20 protein-coding genes and 1 pseudogene are annotated in these 18,516 nt (G+C 62.1%); 13 read left to right on the top strand and 8 right to left on the bottom strand.

All coding sequences use genetic code 11. The features are described from left to right. From RUW20_RS11245 to RUW20_RS11235, 3 genes and pseudogenes are all read right to left on the bottom strand, one after another. A pseudogene (locus RUW20_RS11245) lies at window positions 1-244 on the bottom strand (hypothetical protein); the annotation flags it as partial. A 14-nt stretch (window positions 245-258) separates the two neighbouring features. Beyond that, window positions 259-582, bottom strand: coding sequence for a DUF883 family protein (locus tag RUW20_RS11240; RefSeq protein ID WP_313952334.1), 324 nt, complete (start codon window positions 580-582; stop codon window positions 259-261). Window positions 583-780: 198 nt separating this feature from the next. Further along, window positions 781-1,572, bottom strand: coding sequence for an exodeoxyribonuclease III (locus RUW20_RS11235; RefSeq protein ID WP_313952303.1), 792 nt, complete (start codon window positions 1,570-1,572; stop codon window positions 781-783). Window positions 1,573-1,619: 47 nt separating this feature from the next. Here RUW20_RS11235 and pyrE point away from each other — a divergent pair, with 47 nt between their 5' ends. Further along, complete coding sequence (pyrE, locus tag RUW20_RS11230) at window positions 1,620-2,267, top strand: orotate phosphoribosyltransferase (RefSeq protein ID WP_313952302.1); 648 nt, start codon at window positions 1,620-1,622, stop codon at window positions 2,265-2,267. After that, the gene (locus tag RUW20_RS11225) at window positions 2,251-2,874 is read left to right on the top strand and encodes a hypothetical protein (RefSeq protein WP_313952301.1); all 624 of its coding nucleotides are present in this window, start codon (window positions 2,251-2,253) and stop codon (window positions 2,872-2,874) included. The genes pyrE and RUW20_RS11225 overlap by 17 nt, the downstream gene beginning before the upstream one ends. Window positions 2,875-2,935: 61 nt before the next feature. On the opposite strand, the gene gatB is transcribed toward RUW20_RS11225, so the two are convergent. From gatB to gatC, 3 genes are all read right to left on the bottom strand, one after another. Further along, window positions 2,936-4,387 carry an Asp-tRNA(Asn)/Glu-tRNA(Gln) amidotransferase subunit GatB gene (gene gatB, locus RUW20_RS11220; RefSeq protein ID WP_313952333.1) on the bottom strand — a complete coding sequence of 484 codons (1,452 nt, stop codon included), beginning with the start codon at window positions 4,385-4,387 and terminating at the stop codon, window positions 2,936-2,938. A gap of 81 nt (window positions 4,388-4,468) precedes the next feature. After that, window positions 4,469-5,938 (bottom strand): Asp-tRNA(Asn)/Glu-tRNA(Gln) amidotransferase subunit GatA, encoded by a 1,470-nt coding sequence (gatA, locus tag RUW20_RS11215; protein WP_313952300.1) that lies wholly within the window; start codon window positions 5,936-5,938, stop codon window positions 4,469-4,471. Then, window positions 5,935-6,231, bottom strand: a complete 297-nt coding sequence (gene gatC, locus RUW20_RS11210; protein WP_313952332.1) for an Asp-tRNA(Asn)/Glu-tRNA(Gln) amidotransferase subunit GatC — start codon at window positions 6,229-6,231, stop codon at window positions 5,935-5,937. The genes gatA and gatC overlap by 4 nt, the downstream gene beginning before the upstream one ends. Window positions 6,232-6,333: 102 nt before the next feature. Here gatC and RUW20_RS11205 point away from each other — a divergent pair, with 102 nt between their 5' ends. The 6 genes from RUW20_RS11205 (at window position 6,334) to RUW20_RS11180 (ending at window position 13,057) form a co-directional block, all read left to right on the top strand. Then, window positions 6,334-7,377, top strand: coding sequence for a rod shape-determining protein (locus RUW20_RS11205; RefSeq protein WP_313952299.1), 1,044 nt, complete (start codon window positions 6,334-6,336; stop codon window positions 7,375-7,377). 48 nt (window positions 7,378-7,425) lie between these two features. Further along, window positions 7,426-8,355, top strand: a complete 930-nt coding sequence (gene mreC / locus RUW20_RS11200; RefSeq protein WP_313952298.1) for a rod shape-determining protein MreC — start codon at window positions 7,426-7,428, stop codon at window positions 8,353-8,355. Window positions 8,356-8,359: 4 nt separating this feature from the next. Beyond that, window positions 8,360-8,881, top strand: a complete 522-nt coding sequence (mreD, locus tag RUW20_RS11195) for a rod shape-determining protein MreD (RefSeq protein WP_313952297.1) — start codon at window positions 8,360-8,362, stop codon at window positions 8,879-8,881. Between the two features lie 97 nt (window positions 8,882-8,978). Continuing rightward, window positions 8,979-10,874, top strand: a complete 1,896-nt coding sequence (gene mrdA, locus RUW20_RS11190; protein ID WP_313952296.1) for a penicillin-binding protein 2 — start codon at window positions 8,979-8,981, stop codon at window positions 10,872-10,874. Window positions 10,875-10,877: 3 nt separating this feature from the next. Next, window positions 10,878-11,984 carry a rod shape-determining protein RodA gene (rodA, locus tag RUW20_RS11185; protein WP_313952295.1) on the top strand — a complete coding sequence of 369 codons (1,107 nt, stop codon included), beginning with the start codon at window positions 10,878-10,880 and terminating at the stop codon, window positions 11,982-11,984. Then, window positions 11,981-13,057 (top strand): septal ring lytic transglycosylase RlpA family protein, encoded by a 1,077-nt coding sequence (locus RUW20_RS11180; protein ID WP_313952294.1) that lies wholly within the window; start codon window positions 11,981-11,983, stop codon window positions 13,055-13,057. The genes rodA and RUW20_RS11180 overlap by 4 nt, the downstream gene beginning before the upstream one ends. Here RUW20_RS11180 and RUW20_RS11175 read toward each other — a convergent pair whose 3' ends face one another. Next, on the bottom strand, window positions 13,058-13,876 hold the full coding sequence (locus RUW20_RS11175; RefSeq protein ID WP_313952293.1) for a GAF domain-containing protein: 819 nt from the start codon (window positions 13,874-13,876) through the stop codon (window positions 13,058-13,060). It abuts the gene before it with no gap. A gap of 296 nt (window positions 13,877-14,172) precedes the next feature. Between RUW20_RS11175 and RUW20_RS11170 the strand changes: the two genes are divergently transcribed. The 4 genes from RUW20_RS11170 (at window position 14,173) to lipA (ending at window position 17,299) form a co-directional block, all read left to right on the top strand. Next, a complete protein-coding gene (locus tag RUW20_RS11170) occupies window positions 14,173-15,306 on the top strand; it encodes a D-alanyl-D-alanine carboxypeptidase family protein (protein ID WP_313952292.1) in 1,134 nt (377 codons plus the stop codon). A 48-nt stretch (window positions 15,307-15,354) separates the two neighbouring features. Then, complete coding sequence (locus RUW20_RS11165) at window positions 15,355-15,624, top strand: DUF493 domain-containing protein (protein WP_313952291.1); 270 nt, start codon at window positions 15,355-15,357, stop codon at window positions 15,622-15,624. A gap of 137 nt (window positions 15,625-15,761) precedes the next feature. Beyond that, window positions 15,762-16,319 (top strand): lipoyl(octanoyl) transferase LipB, encoded by a 558-nt coding sequence (gene lipB, locus RUW20_RS11160; RefSeq protein WP_409559347.1) that lies wholly within the window; start codon window positions 15,762-15,764, stop codon window positions 16,317-16,319. Then, window positions 16,316-17,299, top strand: a complete 984-nt coding sequence (lipA, locus tag RUW20_RS11155) for a lipoyl synthase (RefSeq protein ID WP_313952290.1) — start codon at window positions 16,316-16,318, stop codon at window positions 17,297-17,299. Before lipB ends, lipA begins: the two co-directional genes overlap by 4 nt. Before the next feature lie 51 nt (window positions 17,300-17,350). On the opposite strand, the gene RUW20_RS11150 is transcribed toward lipA, so the two are convergent. After that, the gene (locus tag RUW20_RS11150; RefSeq protein ID WP_313952289.1) at window positions 17,351-17,869 is read right to left on the bottom strand and encodes a hypothetical protein; all 519 of its coding nucleotides are present in this window, start codon (window positions 17,867-17,869) and stop codon (window positions 17,351-17,353) included. A gap of 168 nt (window positions 17,870-18,037) precedes the next feature. Here RUW20_RS11150 and RUW20_RS11145 point away from each other — a divergent pair, with 168 nt between their 5' ends. After that, window positions 18,038-18,214 (top strand): hypothetical protein, encoded by a 177-nt coding sequence (locus RUW20_RS11145; protein ID WP_313952288.1) that lies wholly within the window; start codon window positions 18,038-18,040, stop codon window positions 18,212-18,214. Window positions 18,215-18,516: the final 302 nt, after the last annotated feature.

The raw sequence follows: 18,516 nt of genomic DNA, 5'->3' as shown, positions 1-18,516 counted from the left end.
CCCGGCTCTCCCAGAAGGTGACGACCAGCAAGCCGATCAACAGGATGGTGCCGACCGCCAGGCAGAACGCCACCGTCTGTGACAAGAGCAGGAGGCGGATCGCCCGCAGCTTCTCCTCCTTGAGTTCGTTGCCGAGGAGTTCAAGCCGCGTTCGTCCCGTGCTCAGCAGCGTGGCGGCACTATTCCTGGCGCCGACCAACAGGCCGCTACTGCTGCTTCCTGTGCTGGCGGGAGTTTCGCTCATGAAGCAGGCGATGCCTAGCGGCGGCTGATGATTGCACCGAGCAGCAGACCGACAAAGGCGGCAACGCCGACCGCACGCCACGGATTTTCGTGGACAAAATCATCGGTCGCGCGTGCTGCAGCTTTGGTCCTGTCGACCACGGCGACTTCCGCATCAGCCAGGCGGAGCTTGGCGTCGCGCAGCCGCTCGCCGATGCGCTCCCGCAGGTCGCCCATCTTTTCGCCGGCAACGCCAGCGGTGGCGCGGAGGATTTCCTCAGCGTCCGAAACCACGACTTTCATGTCGGAGACGAGTCTCTGCTTGCTGGAGGTGGATAGTTCGTTATCAACTTGGGGCATGATGAACCTCGTAGTGGAGAGTGGTGAAAGGGGGAGGGAAGAGGGCTTGTGCGATATCGGATGAGCGTGCATTGACACATCCAGATTATAGAACTTGCGGGCGGAGAGCAATGCGAACTCGCAAGAGTTCACGGCCTTGTCCTGGCCGATGAGGGGTTGGCAACGGCGCGGATCAAGAGCACGCATGGGTCGATCCGCTCAGGCGTACGGCAGGTCGAATTCGTAGTCGATGGTCAGTGGGGCATGATCGCTGAAACGCTGCTCCTTGAAGACCGCAGCGCTTCTGGCTTGTTTGGCGATGCCGGGCGTTGCCAGTTGGTAGTCGAGCCGCCAGCCGACGTTCTTTGCCCACGCCTGGCCGCGATTTGACCACCAGGTGTAGGCCTGTTCACCGCTGGTCGGATACAACTGGCGGTAAACGTCGTGCCAGCCGGCTTCATCGAGCAGGCGGCTGAGCCAGGCACGTTCTTCAGGCAGAAAGCCAGAGTTTTTGCGGTTGCTCCGCCAGTTCTTGAGGTCGATTTCCTGATGCGCGATGTTCCAGTCGCCACAGACGACAACCTCTCGCTGGCTCGAGGCGAGTTCACGTAGGTGCGGGTAGATGAAGGCCATGAAGCGAAACTTTGCTTGCTGCCGCTGCTCCGAGCTGGAGCCCGAAGGCTGGTAGAGCGAAATCACCGTCAGCTTGCCGAAGTCAGCGCGCAGGTAGCGTCCTTCGAGGTCAAATTCGGCGCTGCCCAGAGAATCGATCACCCGGTCGGGTTGCCGCCGGCACCATACGCCAACGCCGCTGTAACCTTTTTTTGCGGCGCAATGGTAGTAGGCATGGAAGCCATCTGGTGCTTCCATCTCATCGCTGAGGTCAGCTGACTGGGCTTTCAGTTCCTGCACGCAGATGATGTCAGCGTTCTGGGCGACGATCCAGGAGAGCAGGCCTTTGCGCCAGGCTGAGCGAATGCCGTTGAGATTGAGGGTAATGATGCGTAACATGCGGGTAGCGGGCGGGGGCGGGTTAGAAACCAGAAAAAAATGGGCTTATGGACTTTCGTCAGGAATTCATCGAGTTTGCTGTCAGGCAAGACGTTCTGCGCTTTGGCGAGTTTCAGACCAAGGCCGGGCGGCTGTCGCCCTATTTCTTCGACGCTGGCCTGTTCAACGATGGCGCGGCGCTAGGTCGCCTGGCCGAATTCTACGCCAAGGCCATTACCACCAGTGGTCTCGCGTTCGACAGTTTGTTTGGCCCTGCCTACAAGGGGATTCCGCTGGTCGCCGTGATCGCTGTTGCGCTGGCGCGGGCGGGACGCAATTTGCCCTTCTCGTTCAATCGCAAGGAGACCAAGGATCACGGCGAAGGCGGTAGCGTTGTCGGGGCCTCTTTGGCCGGTCGCGTGCTGATCGTTGACGACGTGATTTCGGCCGGGACGTCGGTTCGGGAGTCGGTCGAACTGATTCGTGCCGCCGGTGCGACGCCGTGCGGGGTGATCGTTGCGCTCGATCGGATGGAGCGTGGCGGAGGGGATTTGTCTGCCGTGCAGGAGGTCGAACAGGACTACGGGATGCCCGTGATCGCCGTCGCCAGCCTCGACGATCTGCTGGCTTTTCTCCGTCATCGGTCCGATTTCAGCCAGAAAGAAGCGGCCGTTGCGCGTTATCGTGAGGAATACGGTGTTGCGAGCGGCCGTTAAGCTTGGCTTGCTGCTGGCGCTGGCTGGCGTCGGGTCGAGCCACGCGGCGGCGCGCATCTTTTGTTGTAATGACGAGTCCGGCAGGCAGGTGTGTGGCGACACCTTGCCGGCGGCCTGCTACGGGCGCGCTTACCGCGAACTGGGTGATTCCGGCCGGACGGCGAACGTGGTCGCGGCGCCGCTGACACGGGAGCAACGTGCTGCGCGAGCGGTCGAAGAAAAACAGCGCCAGGAGCGCGAGCGCTTACTCAACGAGCAGAACCGCAAGGATCAGGCCCTGCTCAATACCTATGCCAGTTTGAAGGACATCGAAGTTCTGCGCAGCCGCGCCGAGAGCGAGCTTGCGGCGTCGATCACGGCGGCCGAGGAACGGATCGCCGAAATACGTAAACATCGCCAGAAGTTCGAGACCGAGGCGGAGTTTTACAAGAATCGCTCTTTGCCGGTAGGGGTCGCCAAAGGCTTGCGGGATGCGGATTTCGAGATCAGTGCGCTGGAGTCGGTGATCGAGTCCAAGAAGAAGGACCGGGAAGTGACTCGAGCCAAGTACGATGAGGATCAGCGACGTTTCATCGAAATCTCGAAACGCCCTCCCGTACGGCACTGAGACACTTGGCGCTGGGGCGCCGCTGGCGACGTAGCCAGCGCTACCTCGCTGGTACGCTAGGTCAGCCGAGTTTCCTGCGCAGTAGTTCGTTGACTTGCTGCGGGTTGGCCTGGCCCCGCGTCGCTTTCATGGCCTGCCCAACCAGCGCGTTGAAGGCCTTTTCCTTGCCGGCTCTGAACTCGGCGACCATCGTGGCGTTGGCGGCGAGCAGTTCGTCGATCAGAGTCTCCAGGGCGCCGCTGTCGGTAATCTGCTGCAGGCCCTGCCTGGCAATGATCTCGTCGGCGGAATTGCCGTCGCGGTTCCAGAGTGCGTCGAACACCTTCCTGGCGATGTTGGTCGAGATCGTGCCGTCGGCAATGCGAGCAACCAGGCCGCCGAGCTGCTCCGCCGAGACCGGAGCCTGATCGAGCTCCTGGTCTTCCTTGTTGAGACGGGCGGCCAGGTCGCCAATTACCCAGTTGGCACAGGCCTTGGTGCTTGAGCGACCGGCGCTGGCAACGGCTTCTTCATAGTAGTTCGCAAGATCGAGCGAAGTCGTCAGGATCTTCGCGTCGTAGCTCGACAGTCCGTATTCAGCAACCAGGCGGTCGCGTCTGGCTGCCGGCAGTTCGGGCATCTTCGCAGCGATCTCGGCAATCCACTGGCGATCGATGAGCAGCGGCAAAAGGTCAGGGTCCGGGAAATATCGGTAGTCGTGAGCGTCTTCCTTCGAGCGCATGGCGCGTGTTTCGCCAGCTGCCGGATCGAACAGCACGGTCGCCTGTTCGATGGTGCCACCCTCTTCGAGGGTGGCGATCTGCCATTGCACTTCGTAGTCGATCGCCTGCTGCATGAAACGGAAAGAGTTCAGGTTCTTGATTTCGCGCCGAGTCCCGAGTGCCGTTTGGCCGACGGGGCGCACGGAGACGTTGGCGTCACAGCGGAAGGAGCCTTCCTGCATGTTGCCGTCGCAAATCCCGATCCAGCGCACCAGCGCATGCAAGGCCTTGGCATAGGCGACGGCTTCGGCAGCAGAGCGCATGTCAGGTTCGGTGACGATCTCCAGCAGCGGTGTCCCGGCGCGATTGAGATCGATTCCCGAGCGGCCGTGGAAATGTGGCCCCAGGCACTCGTGCAGGGATTTTCCAGCGTCTTCCTCGAGGTGGGCGCGGGTCAGGTGCACCTCTTTCTCGGTCTCGCCAAGCTGAATCGCAAGCTTGCCGCCAAGCACCACCGGCAACTCGTACTGGCTGATCTGATAACCCTTCGGGAGGTCCGGGTAGAAGTAGTTCTTGCGGGCGAAAACCGATCGTGGCGCGATCTCGGCGCTGACCGCGAGGCCGAACCTGATCGCGCATTCCACGGCGCCCTTGTTGAGCACCGGCAAGACCCCGGGCAGGGCGATATCGACAGCGTTCGCCTGGACATTGGGCGCGGCGCCGAAGGCCGTTGAGCTGCCCGAGAATATCTTTGCGTTGGTCGACAGCTGCGCGTGTGTCTCGATGCCGATGACGACTTCCCATGCTTTTATCACTGCTTGCTCACTCTTCAAGAACGCCGACCGACGGCAACATGTCGTCGGGCGACAGGGCCCGCGTATGGCCCGGGGCGATCAGTCAAATCCGTCTGGCCGCTGCAGGTGCCAGGCGCTTGCCTGCTGATAGCGGTGGGCGATGTTGAGCAGCCTGGTTTCCGTAAAATAGTCGCCGATCAGTTGCAGGCCGGCCGGCAGGCCACCGGAGAATCCGCAAGGAATCGAAATTCCCGGCAGGCCCGCCAGGTTGACAGCGATGGTGTAGATATCCGACAGATACATCTGTACCGGATCGGCTGCTTTTTCGCCGAGTTTGAAGGCTGTGCTCGGACTGGTGGGCCCCATGATCACGTCGCATTGCCGGAATGCTTCGGCGAAGTCGTTGGCGATCAGGCGGCGAATACGTTGTGCTTGCAGGTAGTAAGCATCGTAGTAGCCGTGCGACAGAACATAAGTGCCGATCAGGATGCGACGCTTGACCTCGGCGCCGAAGCCTTCGGCGCGGCTCTTGCTGTACATGTCGTTGAGATCCTGGTACTGCGACGCGCGATGGCCGTAGCGCACCCCGTCAAAGCGTGCCAGATTCGAGCTGGCTTCGGCCGGTGCGATCACGTAGTAGGCGGCCACCGAGAGCTTCATGCTGGGTAGGCTTATGGCGACCGTTTCGGCGCCGAGCTTGCGGTATTCCGCGATTGCCGCTTCGACCAGCGCCATCACTTCCGGACTGCAGCCTTCACCAAAAAACTCTGCCGGCAGGCCGATCTTCAATCCGCTCAGCGGCTTGTCACCGCTGGTGGTGGCAAGCTCGCGGCAATAATCCTCGGCCGGGCGGTTGAGGCTGGTCGAATCGCGTTCGTCGAAACCGGCCATGGCGTTGAGCAGTAGCGCGCAGTCTGCCGCCGAGCGGGCCAGCGGGCCGGCCTGGTCCAGTGATGAGGCGAAAGCGATCATGCCGTAGCGCGAGACGACGCCATAGGTCGGTTTCATTCCTGTCAGGTTGCATAATGCCGCCGGCTGCCGGATCGAGCCGCCGGTGTCGGTGCCGGTGGCTGCCGGTGCCAGGCGCGCGGCGACGGCGGCAGCCGAGCCGCCGGACGACCCGCCTGGAACGCAGCCGGCACGCCAGGGGTTGTTCACCGGTCCGTAGAAAGACGTTTCGTTCGACGAACCCATCGCGAATTCGTCCATGTTGGTCTTGCCGAGGACCACCGCGCCAGCCGCCTCGAAGCCAGCAATCACCGCTGCATCATAGGGGCTGACGAAATTGCTCAGCATTTTCGACCCGCAGGTGGTGCGCCAGCCCTTGGCGCAGAAGATGTCCTTGTGAGCGATCGGGATGCCTGTCAACGGGCCGCCTTTGCCGCTCGCCAGGCGCGCGTCGGCGGCGCGTGCCTGGGCCAGGCTGCGCGCTTCGTCGATGGTGATGTAGGCGTTGAGTCGCGGATTGTGACGCGCAATGCGTTCGAGGTGGAGTTGCGTCAGTTCGACACTCGAAATCTCTCTCGTTGCCAGGGCGCGTCCGAGATCGTGGAGGCTGTGTTCGATCATTCGATGACCTTCGGCACCAGGTAAAGACCGGCCTCGGTTTCCGGGGCGATGGCCTGGAAGGCTGCCCGCTGATCGATCTGGTGGGGCTCGGTAACACGGTCGTCACGCAGGCGCTGTGCGACATCCTGAGCGTGCGCCATGGGCTCGACGCCTGCTGTATCAACCGCCTGCATTTCTTCGATCAGGGCAAAGATATCGTTCAACTGGTCGAGCGTGCTGTGCGCCTCGATGTCGTTGATTTCAATCCGGGCCAGATGGGCGACGCGGCGAACCTGTTCTATGGTGAGCGACATGGCTTGGGAAATCACTAAGGTGTTAAACGAGAAAGCCATATAAGGTATCATAAAAGTTTTTCCCACCGCTGCCCTCTCAGGGCCAACACGGATTTCGCAAGCATGTTCAGTTTTCTGCGCAGTTATTTCTCGAACGATCTCGCGATCGACCTAGGCACGGCCAACACGCTGATCTATGTGCGCTCGAAGGGAATCGTTCTCGACGAGCCATCGGTGGTCGCTATCCGCACCGAAGGCGGGCCGAGTTCCAAGAAAACCATACAGGCCGTTGGCAAGGCAGCCAAGGAGATGCTTGGCAAGGCGCCAGGGGCGATTACCGTGATTCGGCCGATGAAAGACGGCGTCATTGCCGACTTCACCGTGACCGAGCAGATGCTCAAGCAGTTCATCAAGAAAGTGCACGATTCGAGACTGCTCTCGCCATCGCCGCGGATCATCATCTGCGTTCCATCGGGTTCGACGCAGGTTGAACGCCGTGCCATTCGCGAGTCGGCGATCGGGGCCGGTGCAAGTCAGGTCTTTCTCATCGAGGAGCCGATGGCGGCAGCCATCGGCGCCGGGCTGCCGGTGTCCGAGCCTACCGGGTCGATGGTCGTCGACATCGGTGGCGGGACCACCGAGGTCGGTGTCATTTCGCTCGGTGGCATGGTTTATGCCGGTTCCGTGCGCGTCGGCGGTGACAAGCTCGACGAGGCGATCATGAACTACATCAGCCGCAACTACGGCATGCTGATCGGTGAGAATACCGCTGAAAACATCAAGAAACAGATTGGTTCCGCTTTTCCTGGCGCCGAGGTGCGCGAAATGGAGGTCTCCGGGATCAACAAGGCCGAAGGCATTCCGCGCAAATTCACCATCTCGTCCAACGAGATCCTCGAGGCGCTTACCGAGCCGCTGAACAGCGTCGTTTCGGCGGTCAAGTCGGCGCTCGAGAAGACCCCTCCGGAACTCGGCGCAGACATCGCCGACAAGGGTATGGTGCTCACCGGCGGTGGTGCCTTGCTGCGCGATCTCGATCGCCTGCTGATGGAGGAGACCGGTTTGCCGGTGATCGTCGCCGAAGAGCCGCTCACCTGCGTTGCCCGTGGCTGCGGGATGGCGCTCGAGAAGATGGATAATCTCGGCAGCATTTTCGCTTCCGATTGAGGCGCAGCGGCCTGAGCGCCGTGCCTTGCCAGTTTCGATGACCGAGTGATGGACCAGCCGCCACCATTTTTCAAGCGCGGGCCGGCGCCCGTGGCGCTGCTGTCGTTTTACCTGGCGCTGTCGCTTGCCCTGCTGATTGTCGATGCCCGCTTTCAGGCGCTGGAGGTTCTGCGTCAAGGGTTGGCGATGTTCACCCACCCGGTGCAACGTCTGGCGCATTTTCCGGCACAGTTCCTGGACAACGCTGGCGGTTACTTCGCGACCGTTGCCCGTTTGCAGGATGAGAACGCGCGACTGCAGCGAGCTCGCCTAGAGAACGTGGCAACGCTTCTGCGCAGCCGGCACGTCGAGGCGGAGAACGCGCATCTGCGAAAATTGCTTGGTGTCAAGGAGCGGCAGCAGGTCAGCGGTCAGGTCGCACAGATTCTCTATTCGGCCCGCGATCCGTACGCTCGGCGGGTCGTCATCGACAAGGGCCAGCAGGACAAGGTCATCGCCGGGCAGCCGGTCATCGATGATGCAGGGATTGTCGGTCAGGTGACCAGGGTGTTCCCGTTTCTGGCGGAGGTGACGTTGATTACCGACAAGGAACAGGCGGTTCCCGTACAGGTTGTGCGCACCGGTCTGCGCTCGGTGGTTTTCGGCCTCGGCAACGGGCAGCTCGAGCTGCGTTTCCTGCCCACCAACGCCGACGTCCAGAATGGCGATCTGCTGGTGACCTCGGGGCTGGACGGCATCTTTCCACCGGGTTTCCCGGTGGCCAAGGTAGTGCACATCGAAAGCGATACGGCCTACTCGTTTGCCCGGATCTTCTGCATCCCTCTGGCTGGCGTCGAGCACTTCAGCGAAGTCATGGTGCTTGACCCGCGCCCGGTGGTGGCCTTGCCGGAGGAACTGGCGAACGAGGTGGCTGGTAGCCGCGCGAAGGCTGCCGCCAACTCGGGACAGACCAAGAAGAAGCGCCCGAAAAAGGACTAGGCAGATGCAGACCAGCTACTCGTCATCGCGCATTCTATTGTCGGTTCGGCCGTGGTTCATCGGCGTAAGCCTGTTCGGCGCGCTGTCACTGAATTTCCTGCCGACCGCCGCCTGGCCCGGCGTGCCCGATTGGCTGGCTCTGGTGATTGTTTTCTGGAGCATTCGAGAACCGCGCCTGGTCGGCATGGGGTTGGCCTTTCTCTTCGGTTTGGCGATGGACGTCGCCGACGGGAGCCTGCTGGGACAGCACGCGCTCGCCTATGTGTTGGTGGCCTACGGCGCATCGTCGCTGTCACGACGAATTCTGTGGTTTCCGCTCGGTCAGCAGGCTTTGCAGGTCTTTCCGCTGTTGCTGCTGGTGCAATTGGTACAGCTCGGGGTTTGGGTCATTTCCGGTGCCGAGCTTCCCGGGATGACGTTTTTCCTGGGGCCGTTCATCGCCGCTCTGCTGTGGCCGCTGCTGACTTTCGTCCTGCTGCTGCCGCAGCACCAACCCGTCGACCATGATGCCAATCGGCCGCTCTGAGATCGAGGGCAATACGGCTGCGGGCTGCTTTCGCTGTGCTTCCCGATATCGGGATCGCAGGTCACGCGTTGTCCGCTGTAGCTGAGAGGTCCTTGCCTTGCTCGCTCGTCAGTCGTCGTTGAACGCCGCGGATAGCGAGCTTGCTCGCTTCCACTTCCGTGTCGTTCTGGCCGGTGTCGCGGTAGTGGCGGCCGTGGCTCTGTTGGCTTCCCGATTTTTCTACCTGCAGGTCGTTCAGCACGACTACTACACCACGCGCGCTGAAGACAACCGTATCTCCGTCGTGCCCATCGTTCCCAATCGAGGCGTGATCGTCGATCGCAACGGTGTCGTCCTGGCGCGCAATTACTCGGCTTTTACCCTGGAGATCACGCCATCGAAGGTGGATGACCTCGACGCGACGATCGACGGCCTCGGCAAGCTGATCGAAGTCCTGCCCAAGGACCGCAGGCGCTTCGGCAAGCTGCTGGAGGAGAGCAAGCTCTATGAGAGTCTGCCGATTCGCACGCGCCTGACCGAGGAGGAAGTCGCCAGGTTCGCCGCCAATCGCTACCTTTTTCCGGGTGTCGAGGTCAAGGCACGCTTGTTCCGTCAGTATCCAATGGGGCCGATCGCGTCGCACGCCATCGGCTACATCAACCGGATCAACAAGCGCGACCTGGAGATGATCGAGGAGAGCGAGCAGGCGGCCAACTACAAAGGCACTGACCACATCGGCAAGACCGGGATCGAGCAGCACTACGAGTTCCAGTTGCACGGCGAGACCGGTTACGAGCAAGTCGAGATCGATGCGGGTGGCCGGGCCATTCGCAGTCTGGCGCGCACCGCTCCCGTCCAGGGCAGCCGCCTGGTCCTGACGCTTGACGTCAAGCTGCAGGAGATGGCCGAGAAGGCCTTCGGCGATCGCCGTGGCGCTCTGGTGGCGATCGAACCTTCGACCGGCGGGATCCTGGCGCTGGTGTCCAACCCGACTTTCGACCCCAACCTGTTCGTCGACGGCATCCGGACTGATGACTGGGATCTGCTCAACAAGTCCCCCGACCGGCCGATGCTCAACCGGGCGCTCAACGGAACCTACCCACCAGGGTCGACATTCAAGCCGTTCATGGCCCTGGCGGCGCTCGAAACGGGCAAGCGAACACCTGGTCAGACCATCTCGGATCCCGGCTTCTTCAATTTTGGCGGTCATCAATTTCGCGATGACAAGAAAGGCGGGCACGGCACGGTGGACATGTACAAGTCGATCGTTCAATCGTGCGACACTTACTACTACATGCTGGCCAACGACATGGGCATCGACGCCATCGCTCGTTTCATGGGTCAGCTGGGGCTGGGCCAGCGGACCGGGGTGGACATCGACGGTGAGTCGGAAGGCGTATTGCCGTCACCGGAGTGGAAGAAACGTCGCTTCAGGCGGCCTGAGCAGCAAAAGTGGTTCGCCGGCGAAACGGTCTCGATCGGTATCGGGCAGGGTTACAATTCGTACACGCCGATCCAGCTGGCCTTGGCGACCGCCACCGTTGCCAATAACGGCGTCATGTTTCGTCCGCACCTGGTGAAATACATTACCGACAGCCGGACCGGCGAAAAGACGATGGTTGAGCCCGAACCTCTGCGCCGGCTGCCATGGAAACCACAGCATGTCGAGACCATCAAGAACGCGATGATTGGTGTCAATACCCAGGGCACCGGTGCCCGTGCTTTCGCCGGGGCTGGCTATACGTCTGGAGGCAAGACCGGTACAGCCCAGGTTTTCAGCCTGAAAGGCGGGGACTACAAGTCGTCCAGACTGAAGGAGACATTGCGCGATCACGCGCTGTTTATCGCCTTTGCACCGGCTGACGAGCCGAAGATCGCCTTGGCAGTGATCGTCGAGAACGGCGGTTTTGGCGCCCAGTCAGCGGCGCCGATCGCGCGCATGGTGCTGGATTATTATCTCCTGGGCAAACTCCCCAAGGGGGCCGCCCAGGAGGACGATGTCGAGGATGACTAGCTGATGTTCCAGCAGTTTCTGTCCCGCGTCTGGCGGGCTCTGGTCGCGCACCTGGACGTGCCGCTGCTGCTGATCACCGCTGCGCTGATGGTCGTCGGGCTGGTGACCGTCTACAGCGCGACCTACGACGCCAACAATCGCATGCTTGCGCAGGTGCTGAACATGGCGATCGGGCTCTGCGCGATGTGGGCGGTCGCGCAGTTGCCGCCGCAGAAACTGATGCGTTTCGGCGTTCCGCTCTACGCCGTCGGCCTTATCCTCCTGGTTCTGGTCTATTTCTTCGGGATCAAGGTCAACGGCGCCAGGCGTTGGTTGTCGCTCGGCTTCACCCGGATCCAGCCGGCCGAAATACTCAAGATCGCCGTGCCGCTGATGCTGGCGTGGTACTTTCACCGGCACGAGGCGCTGCTCAAGTTCCGCCATTATGCGATCGCCAGCCTGCTGCTGCTGGTGCCTTTTGCGCTGATCGCCAAGCAACCTGACCTGGGAACGGCGATTCTGGTCGGCGCCGCCGGCTTTTACGTCATTTTCTTCGCCGGCGTGTCATGGTGGCTGATCGGCGGCCTGGTGGCCGTCGCGGCCGGCGCCGCGCCCTTCGTGTGGACCATGTTGCATGACTATCAGCGGAAACGGATCCTGACCTTGATCGACCCCGCCACGGATCCGCTGGGGGCGGGCTATCACATCATCCAGTCGACTATCGCCATCGGCTCGGGCGGCAATTTTGGCAAGGGCTGGCTGGCCGGTACGCAGACCCATCTGGAGTTCATTCCCGAGCGCCACACCGACTTCATCCTCGCCGTCTTTTCAGAGGAGCGCGGCTTGCTGGGCAACGGCATTCTGCTGCTGCTCTACCTGTTGCTGATCGGCCGCGGGCTGATGATCGCCGCCAATGCTTCGACGCTTTTCGCACGGGTGATGGCCGGCTCGGTGACACTGAGCCTGTTTACCTATGTCTTTGTCAACATGGGTATGGTCAGCGGCATCCTGCCGGTGGTTGGCGTCCCGCTGCCGTTCATGAGCTACGGGGGAACCGCGCTGGTGACGCTGTCGGTCGGTGTGGGTATTCTGATGAGCATCCACACGCACAGAATGCTGGTCAGGACATGAAGCCCGGCGCTACGCCGCTGGTCGATTGGCTGCACTGCCGAGCTGCGCTGTGCTTGCTGGCGCTGCCTGTGCTGCTCACCGCCTGCGGCGGTCAGCCGCCGCGTTCGGTCGATGAGGCGGGGCGGTCTGCGGAGCAGGCGAGGTCATCTGGCAAGGCGGCGCGCAAGTCAGGTGTGCTGCAGAAGCGGGGTGGCGGCTACTACAAGGACGATGGCCCCGGCGACGATATTCCCGACAATCTCGACGAGATTCCCGAGCCCCAGCCACAAATCGAGCCCTTGCATCGCTTTGCCAACCGGCCTTATGTCGTTCTCGGGAAGGCCTACGAACCTAATACCAGTCTCGTACCCTATCAACAGCGCGGCGTCGCCAGCTGGTACGGAAAGAAGTTCCATGGGCAGAGGACGTCGATCGGCGAACCCTACGACATGTTCTCGATGACCGCCGCCCATCCGACGCTGGCCATCCCCTCGTATGTCCGGGTGACCAACGTCGGCAACGGAAAATCGGTGATCGTACGGGTCATCGATCGCGGCCCTTTCCACGCGGACCGGATCATCGATCTGTCGTACGTCGCCGCTTATCGTCTGGGGTACGTGGACAACGGCAGCACACTGGTTCAGGTCGACGCAATCTTGCCGGCGGAGGCGACGACCTTGACTTACGCTCAGGTGGTGCCCCCGCCCCGTGCGCCAAAGGCGACGCTGGCCGGTCAGCCAGACGAGATCGAATTGCTGGCGGTCAGCCTGGGCCAGGACACGGCATCGCTGCCCTCAGCGCTGGTGGAGCGCGCGCCGCCCGTCTCGTCAGCCCCGACCTTGGCGTTGTCGCCGGCGACTTCGCGCGGCGTTTTCCTGCAACTGGGGGCTTTCGCCAGCGCCGAAAACGCCGAGAGTCTGCGCACGCATCTGATGCACGAACTGGACTGGCTCAACGATAGCATCCAGATCAATGCTGGTAGTGGCATGCACCGCGTTCACATGGGCCCCTATCGCAGCCGTGCCGACGCCGAACGGGTCGCCGAGAGGATCCGGCTGGCCCTGGGGTACAAGCCGACCTTCGTTACGCGCTGATCAGGGAGCGGGGAAGTCCACCACCCGCGGGCGGAAAAACCCCTGGACGATCTTCTCGCCGCGTGCGAGTTGTACCTCATAGCCGACGATCTCGACAGGAATGGCCTTGCCGTCCTGACTGACTACCGTGCTGCGCAGCGTTTCTGTGCCGTCCGGCCTGGCCAGTTCGAGAAGCCGGTCAATATCCAGGCCGTCGTCTGGTGAGTGAAGCTCGTTTTGCAGCACGCCGAGAAGCTGATGCCGCTGTCGCCCGAACAGCTTCTCGGCCTGTGGGTTGGCGTCGAGAATGTGCCCGGTGCTGGCGTCGGAAATCAGAATGGCGTCGCGTGCACCAGCGAACAATGCCCGTTGCAGGCAGTTTGCATCATGTAACTCATCTTCGATCAGCAGCAGTTGGTGTTGCACGATCGCCAGGCTGACCAGACTGGCGATCGAATGCGCGAACAGGCGCTGCATCGCAGTCCAGGCGGCGTGCGGTCCGACGCGCTCGATACAGAGGACCCCCTGTAACTCCCCTTTGAGATGAATGGGTGAGTTGATGACGGCACTGATGCCGTTCATCAGCAGATAGTCCTCGGTGAACGCCTGTGTCGTCGGATGCTTCATCGCATCGTCAGCGACGATCGGCTCGCCTCGCTCGAGGGCCTGGAAGTATTGCGGGTAGCGTGCCGCATCCAGCGTGACCCCGCTGCTGTGTCGGTCGCGGGAAAGTTCGTAGAGGTCGATGCACTCGAGACTCGCGCGCTGGGCAATCAAGCCCCACAGGCTGACCCGCTCGATGTTGAGCGCGCGCCCGGTCGCTGCGGTGAGGTGGCGCAAGGACTCGTCCAGGCTGTTGCTGGAGAAGCCGTTTCTTGACAGTCGCGCAAATGCGCTTTGCAGGTCAAGAGAGCTCGCGAGAGGTTTGAGTGGCGGTAACATGGGGGTCGGGCGAAAGCCACTTTAAGGTGGCTCCTCATGCCAGGAAACAGCCGTCATCGTACGTGCCGGTCCGCCGGTCGGCGTGTGTGGTAAATCACGGAGCGACGGAATTCCGCGCGTCGCCTGGTCACAAAACGCCTACAGGTGGCGTCGTGCAGGCTTGCTATAATCCGCCTTTTGCCAAGAACCCAGCCATGCTCAAGCTTCGATCGCTGTTCTTCCTCCTGCTTTCTTTTCCCATCCTGGTGCTCGCGCAGCAGCTACCCACGCCGCCGTCGCTGGCGGCCAAGTCGTGGCTGTTGATCGAGATGTCGTCCGGGCAGGAACTGGCCGCGCAGGCTCCCGACGAGCGCCTTGAACCGGCGTCGCTGACCAAGCTGATGACCGCCTATTTGAGTTTTGCGGCGCTCAAGCAGGGCACGATCAAGCTCGACCAGTCCGTACTGATCTCCCGCAAGGCCTGGAAAACAGGCGGTTCGCGGATGTTCATCCAGGTTGGCACCGAGGTCAAGGTCGATGACCTGCTCAAGGGCATGATCGTACAGTCGGGTAACGATGCCTGCGTCGCGCTATCCGAAGCGATTGCCGGTGACGAGGAAAACTTCGCTCAGATGATGAATCGCGAGGCGCAGCGACTCGGCATGAAGGGTTCGCATTTCCGTAACTCCAACGGCCTGCCAGACCCCGAGCACTACACCACGGCGCGCGATCTGGCCATCCTGGCCGGGGCGCTGATTCGCGATTTTCCGGAGGAGTACGCCAAGTACTACTCAATGAAGGAGTTTCGCTACAACAATATCACCCAGCCGAATCGTAACCGACTGCTGTGGATAGACCCGACCGTGGACGGCCTGAAGACGGGGTACACCGAGGCGGCAGGCTATTGCCTGGTGTCGTCGGCCAAACGCGGTCCGCGGCGCTTGTTGTCAGTGGTGCTTGGTGCCGCATCTTCCAACGCGCGCGTCCAGGAATCGCTCAAGCTGCTCAATTATGGCTTTCAGTTCTACGATGGCGTGCAGCTGTATGCGAAGAACGATCCGGTCTCCAGCCTGAAGGTCTGGAAAGGCAAGGAAGCCACGGTCAAGATTGGTTTTTCGGAGGATCTGGTGATCGTCGTGCCCAAGGGCTTCGGGCCGAAGATCAAGACCGAACTCATTTCGCAGCAGCCGCTGATGGCGCCCGTGGCGCTGGGGCAGACACTGGCAACCCTGAAAGTCAGCCTCGACGGCAAGCACTACGGCGACTACCCGGTACTGGCGCTCGAAGCGGTGCCGACAGCAGGAATCGTTGGCCGAATGATAGATACCGTACGAATGTGGTTCCAGTAGACGAAGCGGCTGCGTCGCCGCTGCGCACAGCCTCCTGGCCAGGCACCGATGTCTGAAGAGCGAGAAAGCCTGTTCGAATTCCCTTGTCCATTCCCCCTCAAGATCATGGGGCTGGCCAATGACTCACTGGCGCAGGAGGTGCTCGATATGGTGCTGCGGCACGCCCCGGATTTTGACGGGGGAACGATGGAAATGCGCGCCTCGACTGCTGGCAAGTACGTCAGCCTGACGTGCACCATCAACGCCACCAGCAAGGTGCAGCTCGATACGCTGTATCGGGAACTGAGCAGCCATCCGCTGGTCAAGATCGTGCTATGAATTGCGAACAGCGAGGCCTCGCGGCGCGCGCGCGCGAAGGCGTCGGTGGCGAGCATCTGCCGTCGTCGGGGTCAACCCTGTTGCCGCCACTGGTCCGCCATCTCGGGCGCACCGACTATCGCTACACCTGGCGGGAAATGATCGACTTCACCGCCGCACGCGGCGGTGAAACACGCGATGAACTGTGGTGCTGCGAGCATTCGCCGGTGCTCACGCTGGGTCAGGCCGGCAAGCCGGAGCACCTCTTGGTCGACCTCGGCATTCCCCTCGTAAAGAGCGATCGGGGCGGTCAGATCACCTACCACGGCCCCGGCCAGGTGGTGATTTATCTGCTGCTGGATCTGAGCCGGCGGCGGTTGAAAATCCGTGAACTGGTATCGGCAATCGAGCAGGCGGTGATCGACCTGCTGGCCCGGTACGGCGTATGCGCCGAACGGCATGGGGGTGCGCCCGGTGTCTACGTCGGCTCGGCCAAGGTCGCGGCCCTTGGCCTACGTGTACGCAAGGGCTGCAGCTACCACGGCGTCAGCCTGAACGTCGATATGGATTTGTCGCCTTTTGCGGCGATCAATCCGTGCGGCTACCCCGGCCTGCCGGTTACCCAGACCAGCGATCTCGGCATTGCGCTGAGCCCCGCGGAAATGGCGATCGCGCTGGCAGGACAGCTCGCAGCTCAACTGGAGCACATGCAATGAGCACTCAGAATGAAGATCGTGGCACAAGCAAGCCGAGCGCCAGGGTCGCCGGCGTCAAGGAACGCGGCGAACTGAAGACGGCGCGCATTCCGATCAAGATCATCCCGCAGGCACCACAACGCAAGCCGGACTGGATTCGCGTCAAGGCCGGCAACGCAGGCGGTCGTTTTGGCGAAATCAAGAAGATGCTGCGCGAGCAGGAGCTGCACACGGTCTGTGAAGAAGCCGCCTGCCCCAATATTGGTGAGTGTTTCGGTCGCGGCACCGCCACCTTCATGATCCTCGGTGACATCTGCACACGCCGCTGCCCTTTCTGCGACGTCGGCCATGGCAAGCCCCTGCCGCCTGATGTCAACGAACCCGCCAAGCTCGCCGACAGCGTCGCCAGGCTCAAGCTGCGCTACGTGGTGATCACCAGCGTCGATCGCGATGACCTGCGTGATGGCGGTGCCCAGCACTTCGTCGACGTGATCAGCGCGGTACGCCGCAGTTCGCCCGGTACGACCATCGAGACACTGGTTCCCGATTTTCGCGGGCGCATGGAAATCGCCCTCGAGGTGCTCGGCAAGGCCCTGCCCGACGTGCTCAACCACAACATGGAAACCGTGCCGCGACTCTATCGTCAGGCACGTCCGGGAGCCGATTACGCGCATTCGCTGGCTTTCATGAAGGGCTTCAAGGCGCGCTATCCGCAGGTTCCGACCAAATCGGGACTGATGGTCGGCCTCGGCGAAACCGACGACGAACTTCTCGAAGTCCTGCGCGATCTGCGCGCCAACGGCGTCGAGATGCTGACCATCGGCCAGTACCTCGCACCATCCGGCCACCACCTGCCGGTCGCTCGCTACGTTCATCCGGACGTCTTCAAGATGTACGAGGAGCGAGCCCTGGCGATGGGGTTTAGCGGCGCCGCTTGCGGGCCGATGGTGCGCTCGAGCTACTGGGCGGAGGTGCAGGCCGAAAGCGCTGGCGTCGCCTGAGCGCGGCTACGGCTTCCGCGCCGACGCGCTATCAACCCGGGTTGAAGACGGTCAGCGGTAGCGGATGAAGCGCGCAGGATAGTGTGCCGTCGCCCAGGCCATGAACAGGTATTTGGCCGTTTTGCCGAGCGCCACGGCAACCAGGATTCCCAGTGACGAGACGTTGGCCAGAGCGCAGAAGAGCAGGGCTGGCGTCTGCGGCATCGGTGATCCGGCAATGATCAGGATGGCCAGGAGGCCCCAGCTTTGCAGCCACTCACTGGCCAACTGCCAGACTTCCATCGCCTGCAGTTCCGGGTAGCGCGCGAGGACCAGGTCCCCGCCCAGGTACTGAAAGATCTCGACCAGGGCTGCGGCGCCGAAGCCGCTGGCCACCCCACAGAGCAGGCCAAGGGTTCGCCAGCGCCGGGGGGCCAGCAAGACGGCCGGAATCAGCACGGCAACGAAGGGGAAACTGAAAGTGATGGTGGTGACAAAGGCGATCGCCGCCACTACCAACGAATAGTGGCGATGGGCGACGCTGCGCATCAGCAGTTGTCGTAGCCAATCCGGAACGGGGTGGGTTTTCATTGTCGCGGCCATGTTGGGCAGTACGCCTGCTACTTGCCGAGTCGGTGGCTGGGAGCGCTGCTCGGGCAGGAGGATCGCCGGACGGCTTGTGCATGCGTCCGCGGGCAGGCTATCCTTCGACGCTCGTATCGCTGATGGTTGCCAAATCCTGCCGAGGACATCCTTGCCATGCGCCGTACCGTACAAATAGTCGCCATTGTAAGCGCTCTAAAGGTCAGCGCGCGCACCTTGGCGCTCGACGCCCGCGTCGTGCTCGCCGAGCGGCGCGCGCGCGCCGCTCGTAAAGACCACGCCAGCATGGGCTGGCAGCGTTTTCAGACAGTTGTTGGCGCCGTTGGCAAGTAAGCGCAGGCGCTGCTGCCGGTCGCCAAGGCGGTTCTGCGGCGGGCGCTTTCCCGGTAAGGCAGGCGTTCACGCATCAATTCGCGCGAGCCGGTCGGCAACCGTTACACGGCGACCCGTGTCTCGAGCCCGATATCTGGCGCCTATGGTCGCCCTCGGGAGTGGGCCGCCGTGAGGGGTATTGTCGCGCTGCTGGCGTCGCTCATCTCCGGACTCGCGCTGGGCGAACCGGCCTCGCTCATTCAAAGGGCGGGTGAGTGGCCGGAAACGCCGTCAATCATTTCCGGCCGAGCGAGTTTTTACGG

Origin of the sequence: Accumulibacter sp., assembly GCF_032229525.1 — a bacterium.
GTDB lineage: Bacteria > Pseudomonadota > Gammaproteobacteria > Burkholderiales > Rhodocyclaceae > Accumulibacter.
This window is presented reverse-complemented; position numbering and strand designations above follow the sequence as displayed.

Bases quoted from the DNA above. Each gene is read 5' to 3' on its own strand.
- RUW20_RS11240 (WP_313952334.1), bottom strand. From the start codon at position 582: ATGCCCCAAGTTGATAACGAACTATCCACCTCCAGCAAGCAGAGACTC.
- RUW20_RS11235 (WP_313952303.1), bottom strand. From the start codon at position 1,572: ATGTTACGCATCATTACCCTCAATCTCAACGGCATTCGCTCAGCCTGG.
- pyrE (WP_313952302.1), top strand. From the start codon at position 1,620: ATGGACTTTCGTCAGGAATTCATCGAGTTTGCTGTCAGGCAAGACGTT.
- gatA (WP_313952300.1), bottom strand. From the start codon at position 5,938: ATGATCGAACACAGCCTCCACGATCTCGGACGCGCCCTGGCAACGAGA.
- gatC (WP_313952332.1), bottom strand. From the start codon at position 6,231: ATGTCGCTCACCATAGAACAGGTTCGCCGCGTCGCCCATCTGGCCCGG.
- RUW20_RS11205 (WP_313952299.1), top strand. From the start codon at position 6,334: ATGTTCAGTTTTCTGCGCAGTTATTTCTCGAACGATCTCGCGATCGAC.
- mreC (WP_313952298.1), top strand. From the start codon at position 7,426: ATGGACCAGCCGCCACCATTTTTCAAGCGCGGGCCGGCGCCCGTGGCG.
- mreD (WP_313952297.1), top strand. From the start codon at position 8,360: ATGCAGACCAGCTACTCGTCATCGCGCATTCTATTGTCGGTTCGGCCG.
- rodA (WP_313952295.1), top strand. From the start codon at position 10,878: ATGTTCCAGCAGTTTCTGTCCCGCGTCTGGCGGGCTCTGGTCGCGCAC.
- RUW20_RS11180 (WP_313952294.1), top strand. From the start codon at position 11,981: ATGAAGCCCGGCGCTACGCCGCTGGTCGATTGGCTGCACTGCCGAGCT.
- RUW20_RS11170 (WP_313952292.1), top strand. From the start codon at position 14,173: ATGCTCAAGCTTCGATCGCTGTTCTTCCTCCTGCTTTCTTTTCCCATC.
- RUW20_RS11165 (WP_313952291.1), top strand. From the start codon at position 15,355: ATGTCTGAAGAGCGAGAAAGCCTGTTCGAATTCCCTTGTCCATTCCCC.
- lipB (WP_409559347.1), top strand. From the start codon at position 15,762: ATGATCGACTTCACCGCCGCACGCGGCGGTGAAACACGCGATGAACTG.
- lipA (WP_313952290.1), top strand. From the start codon at position 16,316: ATGAGCACTCAGAATGAAGATCGTGGCACAAGCAAGCCGAGCGCCAGG.
- RUW20_RS11150 (WP_313952289.1), bottom strand. From the start codon at position 17,869: ATGAAAACCCACCCCGTTCCGGATTGGCTACGACAACTGCTGATGCGC.
- RUW20_RS11145 (WP_313952288.1), top strand. From the start codon at position 18,038: ATGCGCCGTACCGTACAAATAGTCGCCATTGTAAGCGCTCTAAAGGTC.